The following is a 17,403-nucleotide window of genomic DNA, read 5'->3' as shown; positions in this document are numbered from 1 at the left end:
CTCCCTCCCCCTCGCGAACTGTGAGAAAAGCCCCAGAAACTCGACGTTTCTGGGGCTTTTCTCACAGTTCGCGGGGCCGGGGCTACTCGATGGCTGCTGCGAATTGGGAGTCGTAGAGGGACCTGTATGCGCCGTCGGCTTCGAGCAGCTCGGCGTGGCTGCCCTGCTCCACGATCTGGCCCGCCTCCATCACCAGGATCAGGTCGGCGTCGCGGATGGTCGACAGTCGGTGCGCGATCACGAAGCTGGTGCGATCGGCGCGGAGTGCCTTCATGGCGTGCTGCACGAGCACCTCGGTGCGGGTATCGACGGAGCTGGTGGCCTCGTCGAGGATCAGCACGCTGGGCCGGGCCAGGAACGCCCGCGCGATGGTGAGCAGCTGCTTCTCCCCGGCGCTGACGTTGCCGCCCTCGTCGTCGAGCACGGTGTCGTAGCCGTCCGGCAGCGAGTGCACGAACCTGTCCACGTAGGTGGCCGTCGCGGCCTCGAGGATCTGCTCCTCGGTGGCGTCCGGCCGGCCGTAGGCGATGTTGTCGTGGATGCTGCCGCCGAACAGCCAGGTGTCCTGCAGCACCATGCCCATCCGGCCGCGCAGGTCGTTGCGGGTCATCCCGGCGATATCCACACCGTCCAGGGTGATCCGGCCCCCGTCGAGCTCGTAGAAGCGCATCATCAGGTTCACCAGGGTGGTCTTGCCGGCGCCGGTAGGGCCCACGATCGCCACGGTCTGGCCGGGTTCGGCCACCAGGTTCAGGCCCTGGATGAGCGGCTTGTCGGCGCTGTAGCTGAACGACACGTCCTCGAACACCAGTCTCCCGCGGGTCTCCGCGGGCGTCTCGGCCGGGTCGGCGTCCGGGGTCTGCTCGTCGGCATCCAGCAGCTCGAAGACCCGCTCGGCGCTGGCGACGCCGGACTGCAGCAGGTTGGCCATCGAGCCCAGCTGCGCCAGCGGCTGGGTGAACTGCCGGGAGTACTGGATGAAGGCCTGCACGTCACCGAGCTGCATGGCCCCCGACGCCACCTGTAGGCCACCGACGACGGCGATGGCCACGTAGACCAGGTTGCCGATGAAGGTCATGGCGGGCATGATCATGCCGCTGACGAACTGGGCGCCGAAGCTGGCCTCGTAGAGTTCGTCGTTCTTCGCGGCGAAGCGCTGCTCCACTTCCTTCTGCCGGCCGAAGACCTTGACCAGGGCGTGCCCGGAGAAGGTCTCCTCGATCTGGCCGTTGAGCTCCCCGGTGTGGGCCCACTGCGCCACGAAGAGCCTCTGCGACCGCTTGGCGATCAGCACCGTGGTGACCAGGGTCAGCGGCACGGTGACCAGCGCGATCACGGCGAGCAGCGGCGAGAGAAGCAGCATCATCACGATCACGCCGATGACGGTGAGCAGCGACGTGACCACCTGGCTGAGCGACTGTTGCAGGCTCTGCGAGATGTTGTCGACGTCGTTGGTCACCCGGCTGAGCAGCTCACCGCGCTTGACGGTGTCGAAGTAGCCCAACGGCAGCCGGTTGATCTTGGCCTCGATTTCCTCGCGCAGCCTGAACACCGTGCGCTGCACGACGGCGTTGAGCACCAGCGCCTGCAGCCAGCTGAACACCGACGCGAGAATGTAGAGCGCCAGCACCCAGAACAACACGGCAGACAGGGCCGCGAAGTCGATGCCGAGGCCGGGGGTGAGGGTCATGGCGCTGAGCATGTCGGCCTGCGCGATGTCGCCGGATGCCCGCAGTCCGGCGATCACCTCGGCCTGAGTGGCCCCGGCCGGCAGGGCCTTGCTCACGACGCCGGAGAAGATCAGGTTGGTGCCCTCGCCGAGCAGTCGGGGGCCGATCACCGAGAATGTGACGCTGATCACGGCGAGCACCAGCACCAGCACCAGCCACACCCGCTCGGGGCGGAGCGTGCCGATCAGGCGTTTGGCGCTCGGCCCGAAGTTCATCGCCTTCTCGGCCGGCATGTTCATGCCGCCGAACGGGCCGCCGCCCCGCGGTGGGCGTGCCGGTACCTTGTCGTCGGCGGTTTCGGTGTCGCTCATGAGGTGGCCTCCGCTGCCAGCTGGGATGCCGCAATTTCCTGGTAGGTCGACGAGGTCGCGAGCAGCTGTTCGTGGGTGCCGCTCGCGACGATGCGGCCGTCTTCGACGACGAGGATCTGGTCGGCGTCGAGGATCGTGGACACCCGCTGGGCCACGATGATCATGGTGGCGTCGGCGACGTCCGCGGCCAGGGCCGCCCGCAGCCGGGCATCCGTGGCGAGGTCGAGCGCCGAGAATGAGTCATCGAAGATATATAGCTCCGGCCGTTTCACCAGCGCCCGGGCGATTGCGAGGCGTTGCCGCTGCCCGCCGGAAACGTTGGTGCCGCCCTGGGCGATGGCGGCGTCGAGGCCACCGTCGAGCCGTTCGACGAAGTCGCGGGCCTGCGCGGTCTCCAGCGCCTGCCAGATCTCGGCCTCGGTGGCATCCGGCTTGCCGTAGAGCAGGTTGCTGCGCACGGTGCCGGAGAACAGGTAGGGCTTCTGCGGAACCAGGCCGATGTGGCCCCAGAGCAGGTCGGGGTTCAGCTCGCGCACGTCGACACCGCCGAACAGCACGGTGCCGCTGGTGGCATCGAACAGGCGCGGCAGCAGGTTGACCAGGGTGGTCTTGCCCGAACCGGTGCTGCCGATGATGGCGGTGGTGAACCCGGGTCTGGCCACGAAGCTGATGTCGCTGAGCACGGGCTGTTCGGCGCCGGGGTAGGCGAAGCTCACGCCCCGAAGCTCCAGCTCGCCGTGCCCGTGCGTCTGGTTCACGGGGTTCTTTGGCGGACGCACGCTGGAGGCGGTGTCGAGCACCTCGCCGATCCGGTCGGCCGACACTGTGGCGCGGGGAATCATCACGGCCATGAAGGTCGCCATCATCACGGCCATCAGGATCTGCATCAGGTAGCTGAGGAACGCGATCAGGGTGCCCACCTGCATCGATCCGTCTTCGATGCGGAACGCGCCGAACCAAATCACGGCGACGCTGGAGACGTTGAGCACCAGCATCACCACGGGGAACATCAGCGCCATCAGCCGGCCGGCCTGCAGGGCGGTGTGGGTGACGTCGGTGTTGGCCTGGCCGAAGCGGCGGGTCTCCACGTCTTCGCGCACGAATGCGCGAATGACCCGGATGCCGGTGAGCTGTTCGCGCAGCACCCGGTTGACGGTGTCGATGCGCACCTGCATCACCCTGAACAGCGGCACCATGCGCACGATGATCAGCCCGACGGCCACGAGCAGCACGGGCACGCTGACGGCGATCAGCCAGGACAGTTCGAGGTCCTGGCGCATCGCCATGATCACCCCGCCGATGCAGAGGATGGGCGCTGAGACCAGCAGGGTGCAGGTGGTGAGCACGAGCATCTGCACCTGTTGCACGTCGTTGGTGGAGCGGGTGATCAGCGAGGGGGCGCCGAATCGGCTGACCTCCTGCTCGGAGAATTCGCCGACCCTGGTGAAGACCGCCCCGCGCAGGTCACGGCCGAGGGCCATGGCCGCCTTGGCGCCGAAGTAGACGGCGATGATGGCGCAGATGATCTGGCCGAGGGTGATCATCAGCATGATCCCGCCGACGCGGAGGATGTAGCCGGTGTCGCCGGTGGCCACGCCCTCGTCGATGATGTCGGCGTTCAACGATGGCAGGTAGAGCGACGCGATCGACTGCGCCAGCTGGAAGACGACGACGGCCACCAGCAGGCGCCAGTGCGGCCGGAGGTAGCGAACGAGCAGGGTCCAGAGCATCAGGCGAAGAGGGCGGAGATGTAGGCGACGTCTTCAGCCGTGGGCCGCCAGGTGGTGGCGGCCTCGGCGTTCTGCACGATCTGCTCCGGCTTGGTGGCGCCGGCGATCACGCTGGTGAGACCGGGCTGGGCCAGGAGCCAGGCCAGGGTCGCGGCCAGCATGCTCACGCCGCGGTCGTCGCAGAACTGCTGGTAACGCTCGATGGTGTCCCAGGGGGCGTCGTCGAGCAGGTGCCGGCGGATGGTCATGATGCGGCTGTCCGCCGGGCCGCCCTCACGACTGAACTTGCCGGTGAACAGCCCGTTGTAGAGCGGAAAGAACGGCAGGAAGCCCAGGCCGTAGGCGTTCACGGCGGGCAGGACCTCGTCTTCGGCGTCGCGCACGAGCAGGCTGTACTCGTTCTGTGCCGAGATGAAGGCCGGGTGATGGTTGATCCTGGCGGTGAATTCGGCTTCGGCGATCTGCCAGCCGGCCAGGTTGGAGTGGCCGATGTAGCGGATCTTGCCCTCACGGATGAGGTCGTCCAGGGTCTCGAGGGTCTCCTCGATGGGGGTGTTGGCGTCGGGCCGGTGCAGTTGGTACAGGTCGATCCAGTCGGTCTGCAGCCGGGTGAGCGACGCTTCGACGGCCAGACGGATGTAGCGGCGGGAGCCGCGGGCGTCCCAGTCGGGGCCGTTCGCGCCGGCCATGTCCATGCCGAACTTGGTGGCGAGCACGATCTGGTCGCGCTTGCCGCGCAGGGCGTTGCCCATCAGGGTTTCGCTGAGTCCGCGTTCCGCGCCGTAAATGTCCGCGGTGTCGAACAGGGTCACACCGGTGTCGATGGCCGCATCGATCACCAGGGAGGTACCCGCCTGGGTCTCGGTGCTGGTGCCGTTACGGCCGAAGTTATTGCAGCCCAGACCGATCGTCGAGACGACGAGGCCGGAGTTGCCGAGAGTGCGATAGTCGATCTGAGCCATTGCTACAGACTATTCCTGTGCGGCGATGATGTGACCACCTACGGCCCCTCCTCCACAGGCCCCTGACCGGCCGGATATTCCCCTGTCCGAAAACCGCCGGAACCGTTCGGGACCGCCGACTACAGTCACACTATGACCAGCGCAGCCCCCACTCCCCCGAACCTGATCCGCGTGCAGAGTCCCCTCGGCGACCTCGAGCTCACGGGCGATGACACCGAGGTCTGGTCCCTGGCCATCGTCAGGGACGGCCACCTCCCCCTGGAAGGCCTGCCGGAGGCTCCCAACGCGCTGCTTGGACGCGCCGCCGCTGAACTCGGCGAGTACTTCGCCGGCGCGAGGGTCACCTTCGATGTGCCGGTGCGGTTGAACCGCGGCACCGAGTTCCAGCAGAGCGTCTGGCGGGGTCTGGCCGCCATCCCCTTCGGCGATCATCTTTCCTACGGTGAGCTGGGCCGTTCGATCGGCAGGAGCGGCGCCGGCCGGGCGATCGGCGGCGCCGTCGGCGCGAACCCGGCGCCGATCCTGGTGGGCTGCCATCGGGTGCTCGCCTCTAACGGGCGCATCACCGGTTTCAGCGCCGGCGAGGGCATCCCCACCAAACAGTGGCTGTTGCGGCACGAGGGCATCGAGTACGTCGGATGACAACCGAGGAAACCGTGATTCCGCGGCCATCCGTCGTCGTCGGTGACGACGGAGTCGCCCGGTGCGGCTGGGCCGCGAACGACGCCGAGTACCGGCGCTACCACGACGAGGAGTGGGGCCGGCCGCTGCGCGATGAGCAGCGCCTGTTCGAGAAGCTGTGCCTGGAGGGATTCCAGGCGGGGCTGTCCTGGATCACGATCCTCCGGCGCCGGCCGGCGTTCCGGGCCGCGTTCGCCGGTTTCAACGTCGATGCCGTCGCCGCGTTCACCGAGGCGGATGTGGAGCGGCTGCTCACCGATGAGCGCATCATCCGGCACCGGGGCAAGATCACCGCCACCATCGACAACGCCCGAACCACCCTGGCCCTGGGCGAGAGCCTGACCGAGCTGATCTGGAGCTTCGCACCAGCACCGCGGAGCACGCCGCTCACTGATCTGGCCGAGGTGCCGGCGATCACGCCGGAGTCCACCGCGCTCAGCACGACACTCAGAGCCCGCGGCTACAGGTTCGTGGGCCCGACCACCATGTACGCGCTGATGCAGTCGAGCGGGCTCGTGAACGACCACGTGCTCGGCTGCCACCTGGCGCCGGCGCCGGCCTAGGCGGATTCTCGCGGGCCGAGCAGCCCCAGGGCACCGACGGCGGCGCGCTCCGCCTGCAGTTCGGCCACCGAGGTGTTGATCCGCGCGCGGGAGAAGTCGTCAACAGCCAGCCCCGGCTCGATCGCCCAACGGCCGCCCAGGGAGCGCACGGGGTAGGACGACACCAGGCCGGCCGGCACGCCGTATGACCCGTCGGAGAACACTCCGGCGCTGGTCCAGTCGTGACCGGTGCCGTTCACCCAGTCGTAGACATGGTCGACCGTGGCGCTGGCGGCAGACCCCATCGAGGACGCTCCGCGCACGGCGATGATCTCGGCGCCGCGGTTGGCGACCCGCGGGATGAACTCGTTCACCAGCCAGGCCTCGTCGACGAGCTCCCGCACCGGGCGTCCGTCGATGGTGGCGTGGGACACGTCGGGGTACTGCAGAGCCGAGTGGTTGCCCCAGATAGCCACGCCCCTCACCGAGGTGACCGGCACCGACAGGTGCGCCGCGAGCTGGGCGACCGCGCGGTTGTGGTCGAGCCTGGTCAGGGCGGTGAAACGGTCGGCGGGTACATCCGGCGCGTGGCTGGCCGTGACCAGGGCATTGGTGTTGGCCGGGTTGCCCACCACGACCACCCTGATGTCGTCGGCGGCGCCGGCGTTGATGGCGGCGCCCTGCGGGCCGAAGATGCGGGCGTTGCCCTCGAGCAGGTCCGCACGCTGCTGGCCGGGTCCGCGGGGCCGCGAGCCCACGAGGATGGCCACGTTGGCGCCGTCGAAGGCCTGCACCGGGTCATCCGTCACGAGCACCTCACGCAGCAGCGGGAAGGCGCTGTCCTGCAGTTCGAAGGCGCTGCCCTCCGCGGCCCGGAGACCGCTGGGGATCTCGAGCAGGCGGAGCGCGACGGGAACGTCAGGTCCGAGCAATTGGCCCGAGGCGATGCGGAACATCAGCGCATAGCCGATGTTGCCTCCGGCGCCGGTGACGGTGACGTTTACTCGTTGTCTCTGCACGAATTCATACTAGAGGTGACCGGCGACGACGAGTTCGAGTTCGCCGACAGCGCCGGGCCGCAGGGCGAATCCGGCCGTCGGCGCCCAGGCGAGGAGCGCGTCGACGGTGTCGAAGGCCTGGCCGTGCTGCAGCAGCGCCCTGGTGAAGTCGCCCTTGGCCTTTTTGTTGAAGTGGTTGAGGGCGCGGGTGCGACCGTCGGCGCTCTCGGTCACCACCCGCAGGTAGAACCGCCGCGGATGCCCCGCCGCAGGTCCCAGCGACACGTACCCTTCCGAGCGCAGGTCGAGCAGCAGCCCGCCCGAACCATCGGACGCGGTGGCCTCGAGCGCCGCGGACACGTCGGCAGCCCAGTGCTTCTTGAGGGGCAGGCCCGGCAGCCGGGAGTCGTGCGAGAGCCTGTAGGCGGGTACGAGGTCGAGCCCCCCGACGGGTCCGAGCAGCGCGGAGTGCACCAGCAGGTGCCTGCCTGCGAAGTCGCGGGCCGCCGGCGACAGGGTGTCGGCGGCCAACGCGTCATAGAGCACCCCGGTGTACCTGTCGATGACCGGGGTCGTCGGGGAGGACAGCAGGGCGGCGTTGCGGTCGATCTCGGCGAGTTGGGTGCGGCCGAGCTTGAGGGCGCGCACGGTGGCGTCCTGATCGGCGGCCAGCGCGGCCAGGGCGGTAGTGAGCACGTGGCGGCGACCGGTCAGCGCCGGGAAGGCCAGGGAGTCAATCGCCAGGGGCATGCAAACGCCGCCGGAGCGTTTCGTCTCCGACGGCGGTAGCAATACAAACACGAGGATCCTAAATCAGGCGGCGCCTAAACGAGTGCGGCCCGGCGGGCGACAATGGAGATGATGTCGTTGTCCACGGACAGGAACCCGTCGTCAGCCTCGGCGACGACCTTGGTTCCGTCCAGCAGCGTGATGCGAACCTCGCCGCTGGACAGGATGGCCAGCAACGGCTCGTGGCCGACAAGAATACCGATCTCGCCTTCCACCGTGCGCGCGACAACCATGGACGCCTCGCCGGACCAGACCTGCTGGTCCGCCGAGACGAGAGTCACGGTGAGCGAAGCCGAAGCCATGCTTAGCCGTTCTCCTTCTGGATCTGAGCCCACTTCTCTTCGACGTCGTTGATGCCACCGACGTTGAAGAATGCCTGCTCCGACACGTGGTCGAAGTCACCGTTGGCGATGGCCGTGAACGACTCGATGGTGTCCTTGAGCGACACCGTCGAACCCTCGACGCCCGTGAACTTCTTCGCCATGTAGGTGTTCTGCGACAGGAACTGCTGGATGCGCCGGGCGCGGGCCACGGTCACCTTGTCCTCTTCAGAGAGCTCGTCAACACCGAGGATCGCGATGATCTCCTGGAGTTCCTTGTTCTTCTGCAGGATCGCCTTGACGCGAACGGCCGTGTTGTAGTGGTCGGCGCCCAAGTAGCGGGGGTCGAGGATACGGCTGGACGAGGTGAGCGGGTCGACGGCCGGGTACAGGCCCTTCGACGCGATCTCACGCGACAGCTCTGTGGTGGCGTCGAGGTGCGCGAACGTGGTCGCCGGAGCCGGGTCGGTGTAGTCGTCGGCAGGCACGTAAATGGCCTGAAGCGAGGTGATCGAGTGGCCACGGGTCGACGTGATGCGCTCCTGCAGGATGCCCATCTCGTCGGCCAGGTTCGGCTGGTAACCCACGGCGGACGGCATGCGGCCCAGCAGGGTCGACACCTCGGATCCGGCCTGGGTGAAGCGGAAGATGTTGTCGATGAAGAGCAACACGTCCTGCTTGGCGACGTCACGGAAGTACTCGGCCATGGTCAGCGCGGAGAGCGCGACACGCAGACGCGTTCCCGGCGGCTCGTCCATCTGGCCGAACACGAGGGCGGTCTTGTCGAAGACGCCCGCCTCTTCCATTTCGCCGATGAGGTCGTTGCCCTCACGGGTACGCTCGCCGACACCGGCGAACACCGACACACCACCGTGGTCCTGCGCAACGCGCTGAATCATTTCCTGGATCAGGACGGTCTTGCCGACACCGGCACCACCGAAGAGGCCGATCTTTCCACCGAGCACGTACGGCGTGAGCAGGTCGATGACCTTGATGCCGGTCTCGAACAGCTGGGTCTTGGACTCCAGCTGGTCGAAGGGCGGCGGCTTGCGGTGGATGGGCCAGCGCTCGGTGATCTCGATCTTCTCACCGGGCTTGGCGTTGAGGACCTCGCCGATGACGTTGAAGACGCGGCCCTTGGTGACGTTGCCGACCGGAACCATGATGGGCGAGCCGGTGTCCCGCACCTCCTGGCCGCGGACGAGGCCGTCGGTCGGGTTCAGGGCGATGGCGCGAACCAGGTCGTCACCGAGGTGCAGGGCGACCTCGAGGGTGATCTCGGTCGACTCGTCGCCGATGACGATGGTCGTCTTGAGCGCGTTGTACATGCCAGGGATCGAGTCGTGCGGGAACTCGATGTCCACGACGGGGCCCGTGACGCGTGCGATGCGGCCCACAGCGCCGGCTGTGCCCTCTTCGAGGACTGGCGCGATTGCGGTGTCAGTCATTGCTCTCTCTTCTCTGGATTAGTTCTTGGCGGATGAGAGCGCGTCGGCTCCACCCACGATCTCGGAAATCTGCTGCGTGATCTCGGTCTGGCGCGCATTGTTCGACAGCCGGGTGAAGTCCTTGATGAGCTTGTCGGCATTGTCGCTGGCCGACTTCATCGCCTTCTGGCGGCTGGCGTGCTCCGAGGCCGCGGACTGCAACATGGCGTTGAAGATGCGGCTTTCGATGTAGACCGGCAGCAGGGCGTCGAGCACGGTCTCGGGGTCCGGTTCGAATTCGTAGAGCGGCAGCGTGGCGGGCACGTCGCCGGCTTCACCCTCGACGACCTCCAGGGGCAGAAGGCGCACAACCTGGGGAACCTGGGTGACCATGCTCACGAAGCGGTTGTAGACGATGTGGATCTCGTCGACGCCACCGTCATCGGCTTCGCGCAGGAAGGCCGACAGAAGTGCGTCGCCGATCTCCTGGGCGGTGTCGAACTCGGGACGGTCGGTTCCGCCGGTCCACGACTGCTCGGACACACGACGGCGGAAGCTGAAGTACGCCAGGGCCTTGCGGCCGACGAGGTAATAGACGACGTCCTTGCCCTGGTTGCGCAGCAGCTCGCTGAGCTGTTCAGCCTCACGCAGTACCTGCGAGCTGAACGCGCCCGCGAGTCCACGGTCCGAGGCGAAGATGACGACCGCGGCACGGTTGATGACCTCGGGTTCGGTAGTCAGCACGTGCTCGACGTTCGAGTAGGTGGCGACGGCCGACACCGCCTGCGTGATCGCACGCGAATACGGGGTGGAAGCCGCGACTCGCGCCTGCGCCTTCTGGATGCGCGAAGCGGAGATCAACTCCATGGCCCGAGTGATCTTCTTGGTCGTCTGGGCAGACTTGATCTTCTGCCGGTAGACCCGAAGTTGCGCTCCCATGTGTCTCCTGTGCTTGCTTAGATATCGTGTCGATGAGTGTCAAGTACCCGGTCCGAGCCGCCTGCGGCGGCTCGAACCGGATGCGCGGTCAGCGCTTGTGCTTGACGATCTTTTCCTGGTTGACGTCTTCTGCCTTGGTTGCGACGAACTCTTCACGGCCGACGGAAGCCAGGGGCTTGCCCTCACCGGTCTGGAATTCGCGCTTGAAGGTGTCAACCGCGGTGGTCAGTTCGGCGACGGTGTCGTCGCTGAGCACGTTGGTGTCGCGGAGCGTCGTGAGGATGCTGGTGGTGCGACCGAGGAAGTCGAGCAGTTCGCGTTCGAAACGCAGGATGTCCTCGAGGGGAACCTCGTCCAGCTTGCCGTTCGTGCCGGCCCAGATCGAAACGACCTGGTCTTCCACGGGGTACGGCGAGTACTGCGGCTGCTTGAGCAGCTCGGTGAGACGGGCGCCACGAGCAAGCTGGCGACGGCTGGCCGGGTCGAGGTCAGATGCGAACATCGAGAACGCTTCGAGAGAACGGTACTGGGCCAGTTCGAGCTTGAGGGTACCGGAGACCTTCTTGATCGACTTGACCTGGGCGTCGCCACCAACACGCGAAACCGAGATTCCCACGTCGACCGCGGGGCGCTGGTTGGCGTTGAAGAGGTCGGACTGCAGGAAGATCTGGCCGTCGGTGATCGAGATCACGTTGGTCGGGATGTAGGCGGCAACGTCGTTGGCCTTGGTCTCGATGATCGGCAGGCCGGTCATCGATCCGGCACCGAGCTCGTCGGAGAGCTTGGCACAACGCTCGAGCAGACGGGAGTGCAGGTAGAACACGTCGCCGGGGTACGCTTCGCGTCCCGGCGGGCGACGCAGCAGCAGCGACACCGCACGGTAGGCCTCGGCCTGCTTGGACAGGTCGTCGAAGATGATGAGAACGTGCTTGCCGGCGTACATCCAGTGCTGGCCGATGGCCGAGCCGGTGTACGGCGCGAGGTACTTGAAGCCGGCCGGGTCGGACGCGGGAGCCGCGACGATGGTCGTGTACTCCATCGCTCCGGCATCCTCGAGCGCACCCTTCACCGAAGCGATGGTGGAGCCCTTCTGGCCGATGGCGACGTAGATGCAGCGAACCTGCTTGTTGGAGTCGCCGGACTCCCAGTTGGCCTTCTGGTTGATGATGGTGTCCACCGCGATGGCGGTCTTGCCGGTCTGGCGGTCACCGATGATCAGCTGGCGCTGGCCACGGCCGATCGGGATCATCGCGTCGATGGCCTTGATGCCGGTCTGCATCGGCTCGTGCACGCTCTTGCGGTGCATGACGCCGGGAGCCTGCAGCTCGAGGGCGCGGCGACCGTCCGTGGCGATCTCACCGAGACCGTCGATCGGGGCGCCGAGCGGGTCGACGACACGGCCGAGGTAACCGTCGCCGACGGGAACGGAGAGGACCTCGCCGGTGCGGTACACCTCCATGCCTTCGACGATGCCGGCGAACTCGCCGAGGACGACAACACCGATCTCGTCTTCGTCGAGGTTCAGCGCAAGGCCGAGGGTGCCGTCCGCGAACTTGATGAGCTCGTTGGCCATCACGCCGGGGAGACCCTGCACGTGGGCGATGCCATCGCCCGCGGTGGTGACGTAGCCGACCTCGGTCGTTGCGGCCTTGTTCGGCTCATAGGACTTGACGAAGTCCTGGAGAGCGTCACGGATCTCATCGGGGCTGATCGTTAGTTCTGCCATCATCTTCCCTTTTCTGTACAGCAGTACAGGCTTTGTCTTTTCGACACGTTACCGTCTCGAGATATGTGTGTTCTGGCAACCCGAAGGTTAGCCAGCAAGCTGCAGTCTCAAGTCCTTGAGACGGGTGGAGACGCTGCCGTCAATGACGTCATCGCCGATCTGTACCTTGAGGCCACCGATGACGGATGCGTCGATGACCTGGTTGAGGGCGACGTTGCGTCCGTACCGGGCCGAGAGCGTCGCGGCGAGGCGGTCCAACTGCCCCTGCTGCAGCGCTGCCGCCACGGTGACCGTCGCAAGGATGCTGTCGGCCTGATCGGCGACGATGGTGGCCGCATCCGTGAGAAGCTCGCCGATACGGCGGCCGCGAGGCTGCTGCACCAGGTGGCGAACGATGACGAGGGTCTGGGGCGACACCTTGTCGGCGAGGAGCGCCTGGATGAGTCCGACCTTGGCTGAGGACTTACCCAGCTTGCTGGTCAGGGCCAACTCGAGTTCGGCATCCGAGGACACCGCCGCACCGAACTGGAACAGTTCGGATCGGATCGACACGTTCGGCTCGGCCGAATCCGCCGTCACCCGCAACGCCAGCTCTTCGAGCGCGGCCAGCAGATCCTGGTGGCTCGACCAGCGGCCGACAGCCACGCTCAGCAGCAATTCGAGAGCGGCGGGCGTGACGGTGGCACCGAAGACCGCACGAACGAGCGCGATCTTGTGTGACTCCTCCGCAGACGAATCGCCGAGAGCGGCGAGAAGCTGAGACGACTCACCGATGACCCGGCCGGCGTCGAACAGGTTCTCACCCGTCGCCAGATCAGCCCACTCGGCGTGGGCGGCGAGTGCCGCCCGCGACGTGGCCAAGGCTTCTCTGGTGGCGCTTCCCATGTGTCTTAGTTCTTTCCGGCCGAAGGGGCCGTGTTCTCGGTGGCTTCGATGTCAGCGAGGAACCGCTCGACCATGGCGCTTGCACGCGCATCGTCGTTCAGGCTCTCCCCGATCACGCCGGAGGCGAGGTCGATGGCGAGGGATCCGACTTCACTGCGCAGCGACTGGACAGCGGACTGACGCTCGGCCTCAATCTGTGCCTTCGCAGTTGCCGTGATGCGGTTGGCCTCTGACGTGGCCTGTTCCCGCAGCTCGGCGAGAATGCGCTGACCGTCGGCGCGTGCCTGCTCGCGGATCTGGCCGGCTTCGACGCGGGCAACGGCCAGCTGGGCGGTGTACTGCTCGAGAGCAGCTTCGGCCTTGCGCTGGGCGTCGTCTGCCTTGGCGATGTTCCCTTCGATGGCCTCCGCACGGTCGTCAAGGATCTGACGGAAACGCGGGATCGCGAAGCGTACAAAGAAGACCATGACAACCAGGAGGACGACAAGCGACCAGGTGATGTCGTAGATGGCAGGAAGAAACGGGTTGGTTTCCGCTTCCGCTGCGAGAACAAGCTCAGGCATTGTGGTAATCCCTAGACGAAGATGAAGAATACGGCAACACCGATGAACGCGAGGAGCTCGGTGAACGCGATGCCGAGGAACATGGTGACCTGGAGACGGCCGGCGAGCTCGGGCTGGCGAGCCATGGCTTCAACGGTCTTTCCGGCGACGATACCGATGCCGATACCGGGGCCGATCGCGGCAAGGCCGTAACCGACGGTCGCGATGTTGCCGGTGATCTCGGCGAGGATGGTGGGTTCCACTAGGTGTTTCCTTTCAATCGAAAAACGACGTCGGTCGACGTAGCCAGTTCAGTTGTGTCAGTGCTCTTCAGCCACGGCTTGTTGCACGTACACGGCGGTCAGAAGGGTGAAGATGTACGCCTGGAGGATGTAGACGGCGAATTCAACAAAGGTGAAGATGAACCCGAACGCGAGTGTTCCAACGCCGAAGAGTCCGACCCATCCACCGGCAGTGAAGAAGAAGAAGTTCGTGGCACTGAAGCACAGCACGAGCAGCAGGTGCCCGACCATCATATTGAGTAGGAGTCGCAGGGCCAGCGAGAGCGGCCGGACGATGAAGATGTTGATGAACTCGATCGGCGCGAGCAGGATGTAGATCGGCCACGGCACACCGGCGGGGAAGAGCGAGTTCTTGAAGAACTTGCCCGGGCCCAACGCCTTGATGCCGGCGTAGATGAACACGACGTAGGCGACGAGGCCGAGCAGCAGCGGCATCGCGATGATCGATGTTCCCGAGATGTTCATGAACGGCACCACACCGGTGATGTTCATCGCCAGGATGCCGAAGAACAGCCCGGCCAGGAGGGGCAGGTAACGCCGGCCCATGTCCTTGCCCAGGATCTGGTCTGCGATCTGCACCTGGACGAAGCCGAGGGCGAGCTCCGCGATGCTCTGGTTGCGACCTGGGACCCGGGTGGGCTTGCGCAGTGCGAACCAGAACAGGAACAGCATGAGCGCGATGGCCAGCAGTCGAACCAGGATGATGCGGTTGATCTCGAAGGGCGTGTCTGCGAAGAACAGCGCGGGGAGGCCCAGGAATTCGCCAATCCCCGGAGCGTGGAATTCGCCCTCCTCGGATGCCATGGGAATCAGCAAGTACGCAGCGTTAGACAACAGCGCTATCTCCTGTTTCTGTGCGGACGCACATAGGCGACAGTGGGGGAATTCGGTCTACGGCTCGGGGGCGCACACTGCCACCTGAGAGTGTTTTCACTTTACCAACAATCGCTCTTGGGGACTAATCGACGTGACCGGTGCGCGGTCAGCGCGCGGTCTCATCCGGTGCGCTCGGAAGCATGACATTGCTCGCGTAGCCCAGGCGTGATTTGAAGACCACGATCACGTCGATGAGCATGGTGCCGACGGCCCCGGCGATCACCGTGAGGAAGAGCACCATCGTCTGCACGAAGGGGGCATCGCGCAGCAGGGCCAGGATGACGATGAAGACGACGATCTTCAGCAGCCAGGCACCCATGACGATTCCGAAGAACGCCGCGATGTCGAACCTCATCGCCCCGATGATGCTGGCGGCGGTGATGGACGCGAACAGAACAGCCAGCGCGGTGCCGATGAGGGCGCTGATGAGGCCCTCCGTTCCGGCGAACAGGTAGCCGAGGCCGCCGCCGATCACGGCGATCGCGATGGCCAGTAGTCCGGTGTACTTGAGGACCTCGGTGAGGATCTTCTTGGCATCCACCGGCGTCGTCCTGGTCGGTGTGGCTGGCGCGCCTGCGGAGTCGGGGGAATCGGGTGCGGGGGTCATACGGGCTCCTTGGCGTCAGACGCTTCGTCGAGGGGATCAAGCCGGGCAATGGTGGGGACGCCGATGGCGCCGGTCGCCGGGGCGAGCTGGCTGGCGGCCTCGATGGCCTTGCGGCGGCTCAGCGGGGCGAGGGTGACAACCGTGCAGATAACCAGGGCGCTCACCAGGAAGACGGTGGCCCACCAGGTGGGCAGACCGAAGAACACCGGGAGCAGGTAGTAGAGCAGGCAGCCCACCGATGCGGCTGCGGTCCAGGCGTAGAAGATCAGCACGGCGTGCAAGTGCGAGTGCCCCATGTCCAGGAGCCGGTGGTGCAGGTGCTTGCGGTCGGCGCTGAACGGCGACTTTCCGGCGCGAACCCGCCTGAACACCGCCAGGCCGAAGTCGAGCAGCGGGATGATGAGGATCGCCACCGGCAGGATCAGCGGGATGAAGGCCGGGAACAGCTGGGACCGGTTGACGGCCGTTGGGTCGACCTGGCCGGTGATCGCGATGGCCGAGGTGGCCATCAGCAGCCCGACGAGGAGGGCGCCGGCGTCGCCCATGAACATCTTGGCGGGGCGCCAGTTCACCGGCAGGAACCCCACGCAGGCGCCGACCAGGATCGCGGCGATCAGGGAGGCGAGGTTGAAGTAGTTGGTGGGCGAGGTGTCGCGCACCAGCAGGTAGCTGTAGATGAAGAACACACCGTTGGCGATGAGCGCGACCCCGGCGACCAGCCCGTCGAGCCCGTCGATGAAGTTGATCATGTTCATCACGATGACGATGGCCATGACCGTGATCACGATCGACATCCAGGACGATCCGACGGTGAGTCCGCCGATCGGCAGGGAGAAGACCTGCACGCCCTGCCAGGCCACCAGGCCGGCGGCGATGAACTGGCCAAGCAGCTTGGTCATCCAGTCGAGATCCCAGATGTCGTCCGCGACACCGAGCAGCACGATGAGCAGGGCCGCGCCGAGGATGGCCATGATCTGGTGCGGGTCGGCGAAGATCAACCGAAGCGGCGCGAACTGGGAAGCCACCAGGTAGGACACCCCGAAGGCGACCAGGATGCCCAGGAACATGGCGATGCCGCCCAGCCGCGGGGTGGGCCGGGTGTGCACATCACGTTCACGGATCTTGGGGTACAGCCGGTACTTGTGGGTGAGCTTGAGCACCACGATCGACATGACGAAAGTCACGACCGCCGACACCACAGCCAACAGGAAGAAAAGGGTCATTACACGTCCACTGGGGCGAGAGCGTCGCCGATGACGGCCTCGATCGCGGCCCGGGAGATCACACCGTTCCGCACGATGACCAACTTGCCGCCGTTGGTGGCGAAGCCGGTGGCATCCACGATTGTGGAGGAGGTGTCGCCGGCGCGGTCGCCGATCGGCTCGTAGTCCAGTCCCGCGACTCCCCCGTCGAGGTAGACGGCGACACTGATGCCGAGCATCTCTTCTGCGCCGATGACGTCGATGGCCGAGGGCAGGCCGCTGGTGTTGGCGCTCGAGACGGCGAGTGGGCCGGTCTCGGCCAGCAGGTCCAGGGCCACCTGGTTGCGGGGCATCCGCAGGGCGACGGTGCCTTGGGTCTCGCCCAGGTCCCAGACCAGGGAGGACTGCGCGGTGAGCACCACGGTGAGACCGCCGGGCCAGAACTCGGCGACCAGGGCGCGCACGGGCTCTGGCACGTCCTGGGCGAGGGCGTCGAGGGTGGGGATGCCCGGGATGAGCACCGGCGGGGGCGACTGGCGGCCCCGGCCCTTGGCGTCGAGCAGTTTTTGCACGGCCTCGGGGTTGAATGCGTCCGCGGCGAGGCCGTAGACGGTGTCGGTGGGGATGACGACGAGCGCACCGCGGCCGATCGCCGAGCGTGCCAGTCTCATGCCCGTCGAGCGTTCCTCATCGACCGAGCAGTCATAGATACGTGTCATCGGGCACGATTCTAGTGCAGCCAGCCTGTGAGGGCCCGTCGACGGAGCCGGGGCGGGCTCTAGGCGCCGCGAACTGTGAGTCAAGGCCCGGTTTCGGCGGGTTTTGGGTGCTTTG

General features: G+C 66.2%; 18 protein-coding genes. 2 read left to right on the top strand and 16 right to left on the bottom strand.

The features are described from left to right. Positions 1 to 82: 82 nt before the first annotated feature. The 3 genes from E3T22_RS15615 to E3T22_RS15605 are packed head-to-tail and all read right to left on the bottom strand — an operon-like array spanning position 83 to position 4,733. Positions 83 to 2,041: an ABC transporter ATP-binding protein gene (locus tag E3T22_RS15615; protein WP_134480615.1), complete on the bottom strand. Its 1,959-nt coding sequence runs from the start codon at positions 2,039 to 2,041 to the stop codon at positions 83 to 85. Next, a complete protein-coding gene (locus E3T22_RS15610; RefSeq protein ID WP_103459631.1) occupies positions 2,038 to 3,771 on the bottom strand; it encodes an ABC transporter ATP-binding protein in 1,734 nt (577 codons plus the stop codon). The genes E3T22_RS15615 and E3T22_RS15610 overlap by 4 nt, the downstream gene beginning before the upstream one ends. After that, positions 3,771 to 4,733 (bottom strand): aldo/keto reductase, encoded by a 963-nt coding sequence (locus E3T22_RS15605; RefSeq protein WP_088455458.1) that lies wholly within the window; start codon positions 4,731 to 4,733, stop codon positions 3,771 to 3,773. Before E3T22_RS15605 ends, E3T22_RS15610 begins: the two co-directional genes overlap by 1 nt. 132 nt (positions 4,734 to 4,865) lie before the next feature. On the opposite strand from E3T22_RS15605, the gene E3T22_RS15600 reads away from it, so the two are divergent. Further along, a complete protein-coding gene (locus E3T22_RS15600) occupies positions 4,866 to 5,375 on the top strand; it encodes a methylated-DNA--[protein]-cysteine S-methyltransferase (protein WP_088455457.1) in 510 nt (169 codons plus the stop codon). Continuing rightward, positions 5,372 to 5,977: a DNA-3-methyladenine glycosylase I gene (locus E3T22_RS15595; protein ID WP_103478790.1), complete on the top strand. Its 606-nt coding sequence runs from the start codon at positions 5,372 to 5,374 to the stop codon at positions 5,975 to 5,977. Before E3T22_RS15600 ends, E3T22_RS15595 begins: the two co-directional genes overlap by 4 nt. Here E3T22_RS15595 and E3T22_RS15590 read toward each other — a convergent pair. The 13 genes from E3T22_RS15590 to E3T22_RS15530 form a co-directional block, all read right to left on the bottom strand. Continuing rightward, entirely contained in the window at positions 5,974 to 6,975 is a 1,002-nt protein-coding gene (locus E3T22_RS15590; RefSeq protein ID WP_134480614.1) for a malate dehydrogenase, read from the bottom strand. The two genes, E3T22_RS15595 and E3T22_RS15590, sit on opposite strands and share 4 nt — an antisense overlap. Positions 6,976 to 6,984: 9 nt before the next feature. Continuing rightward, on the bottom strand, positions 6,985 to 7,755 hold the full coding sequence (locus E3T22_RS15585; protein ID WP_088455454.1) for a YaaA family protein: 771 nt from the start codon (positions 7,753 to 7,755) through the stop codon (positions 6,985 to 6,987). A gap of 23 nt (positions 7,756 to 7,778) precedes the next feature. After that, a complete protein-coding gene (locus E3T22_RS15580) occupies positions 7,779 to 8,045 on the bottom strand; it encodes a F0F1 ATP synthase subunit epsilon (RefSeq protein WP_088455453.1) in 267 nt (88 codons plus the stop codon). Between the two features lie 2 nt (positions 8,046 to 8,047). After that, complete coding sequence (atpD, locus tag E3T22_RS15575) at positions 8,048 to 9,511, bottom strand: F0F1 ATP synthase subunit beta (protein WP_088455452.1); 1,464 nt, start codon at positions 9,509 to 9,511, stop codon at positions 8,048 to 8,050. 18 nt (positions 9,512 to 9,529) lie between these two features. After that, complete coding sequence (locus E3T22_RS15570) at positions 9,530 to 10,429, bottom strand: F0F1 ATP synthase subunit gamma (protein WP_088455451.1); 900 nt, start codon at positions 10,427 to 10,429, stop codon at positions 9,530 to 9,532. An 88-nt stretch (positions 10,430 to 10,517) separates the two neighbouring features. Continuing rightward, on the bottom strand, positions 10,518 to 12,155 hold the full coding sequence (gene atpA, locus E3T22_RS15565; protein WP_103459663.1) for a F0F1 ATP synthase subunit alpha: 1,638 nt from the start codon (positions 12,153 to 12,155) through the stop codon (positions 10,518 to 10,520). Positions 12,156 to 12,242: 87 nt separating this feature from the next. Continuing rightward, positions 12,243 to 13,040: a F0F1 ATP synthase subunit delta gene (locus tag E3T22_RS15560; RefSeq protein WP_088455450.1), complete on the bottom strand. Its 798-nt coding sequence runs from the start codon at positions 13,038 to 13,040 to the stop codon at positions 12,243 to 12,245. Between the two features lie 5 nt (positions 13,041 to 13,045). Beyond that, positions 13,046 to 13,603: a F0F1 ATP synthase subunit B gene (locus E3T22_RS15555; RefSeq protein WP_088455449.1), complete on the bottom strand. Its 558-nt coding sequence runs from the start codon at positions 13,601 to 13,603 to the stop codon at positions 13,046 to 13,048. A gap of 11 nt (positions 13,604 to 13,614) precedes the next feature. After that, a complete protein-coding gene (gene atpE, locus E3T22_RS15550) occupies positions 13,615 to 13,845 on the bottom strand; it encodes an ATP synthase F0 subunit C (RefSeq protein WP_088455448.1) in 231 nt (76 codons plus the stop codon). A gap of 57 nt (positions 13,846 to 13,902) precedes the next feature. Further along, positions 13,903 to 14,688 (bottom strand): F0F1 ATP synthase subunit A, encoded by a 786-nt coding sequence (gene atpB / locus E3T22_RS15545; RefSeq protein ID WP_088455447.1) that lies wholly within the window; start codon positions 14,686 to 14,688, stop codon positions 13,903 to 13,905. 178 nt (positions 14,689 to 14,866) lie between these two features. Beyond that, on the bottom strand, positions 14,867 to 15,367 hold the full coding sequence (locus E3T22_RS15540) for a hypothetical protein (protein WP_088455446.1): 501 nt from the start codon (positions 15,365 to 15,367) through the stop codon (positions 14,867 to 14,869). Then, positions 15,364 to 16,590 (bottom strand): MraY family glycosyltransferase, encoded by a 1,227-nt coding sequence (locus tag E3T22_RS15535; protein ID WP_088455445.1) that lies wholly within the window; start codon positions 16,588 to 16,590, stop codon positions 15,364 to 15,366. Before E3T22_RS15535 ends, E3T22_RS15540 begins: the two co-directional genes overlap by 4 nt. Beyond that, positions 16,590 to 17,288 carry an L-threonylcarbamoyladenylate synthase gene (locus tag E3T22_RS15530; protein WP_103431192.1) on the bottom strand — a complete coding sequence of 233 codons (699 nt, stop codon included), beginning with the start codon at positions 17,286 to 17,288 and terminating at the stop codon, positions 16,590 to 16,592. The genes E3T22_RS15535 and E3T22_RS15530 overlap by 1 nt, the downstream gene beginning before the upstream one ends. Positions 17,289 to 17,403: the final 115 nt, after the last annotated feature.

The organism is Cryobacterium sp. TMB3-10 (assembly GCF_004402305.1).
Lineage (GTDB): Bacteria > Actinomycetota > Actinomycetes > Actinomycetales > Microbacteriaceae > Cryobacterium > Cryobacterium zongtaii.
The sequence above is the reverse complement of the archived record's forward strand: the minus strand, read 5'-3'. Positions and strand labels throughout refer to the sequence as shown.

Excerpts from the sequence above, each read along its gene's own strand:
- E3T22_RS15615 (WP_134480615.1), bottom strand. The coding sequence starts at position 2,041 with ATGAGCGACACCGAAACCGCCGACGACAAGGTACCGGCACGCCCACCG.
- E3T22_RS15610 (WP_103459631.1), bottom strand. The coding sequence starts at position 3,771 with ATGCTCTGGACCCTGCTCGTTCGCTACCTCCGGCCGCACTGGCGCCTG.
- E3T22_RS15605 (WP_088455458.1), bottom strand. The coding sequence starts at position 4,733 with ATGGCTCAGATCGACTATCGCACTCTCGGCAACTCCGGCCTCGTCGTC.
- E3T22_RS15600 (WP_088455457.1), top strand. The coding sequence starts at position 4,866 with ATGACCAGCGCAGCCCCCACTCCCCCGAACCTGATCCGCGTGCAGAGT.
- E3T22_RS15595 (WP_103478790.1), top strand. The coding sequence starts at position 5,372 with ATGACAACCGAGGAAACCGTGATTCCGCGGCCATCCGTCGTCGTCGGT.
- E3T22_RS15580 (WP_088455453.1), bottom strand. The coding sequence starts at position 8,045 with ATGGCTTCGGCTTCGCTCACCGTGACTCTCGTCTCGGCGGACCAGCAG.
- atpD (WP_088455452.1), bottom strand. The coding sequence starts at position 9,511 with ATGACTGACACCGCAATCGCGCCAGTCCTCGAAGAGGGCACAGCCGGC.
- E3T22_RS15570 (WP_088455451.1), bottom strand. The coding sequence starts at position 10,429 with ATGGGAGCGCAACTTCGGGTCTACCGGCAGAAGATCAAGTCTGCCCAG.
- atpA (WP_103459663.1), bottom strand. The coding sequence starts at position 12,155 with ATGGCAGAACTAACGATCAGCCCCGATGAGATCCGTGACGCTCTCCAG.
- E3T22_RS15560 (WP_088455450.1), bottom strand. The coding sequence starts at position 13,040 with ATGGGAAGCGCCACCAGAGAAGCCTTGGCCACGTCGCGGGCGGCACTC.
- E3T22_RS15555 (WP_088455449.1), bottom strand. The coding sequence starts at position 13,603 with ATGCCTGAGCTTGTTCTCGCAGCGGAAGCGGAAACCAACCCGTTTCTT.
- atpB (WP_088455447.1), bottom strand. The coding sequence starts at position 14,688 with ATGGCATCCGAGGAGGGCGAATTCCACGCTCCGGGGATTGGCGAATTC.
- E3T22_RS15540 (WP_088455446.1), bottom strand. The coding sequence starts at position 15,367 with ATGACCCCCGCACCCGATTCCCCCGACTCCGCAGGCGCGCCAGCCACA.
- E3T22_RS15535 (WP_088455445.1), bottom strand. The coding sequence starts at position 16,590 with ATGACCCTTTTCTTCCTGTTGGCTGTGGTGTCGGCGGTCGTGACTTTC.
- E3T22_RS15530 (WP_103431192.1), bottom strand. The coding sequence starts at position 17,288 with ATGACACGTATCTATGACTGCTCGGTCGATGAGGAACGCTCGACGGGC.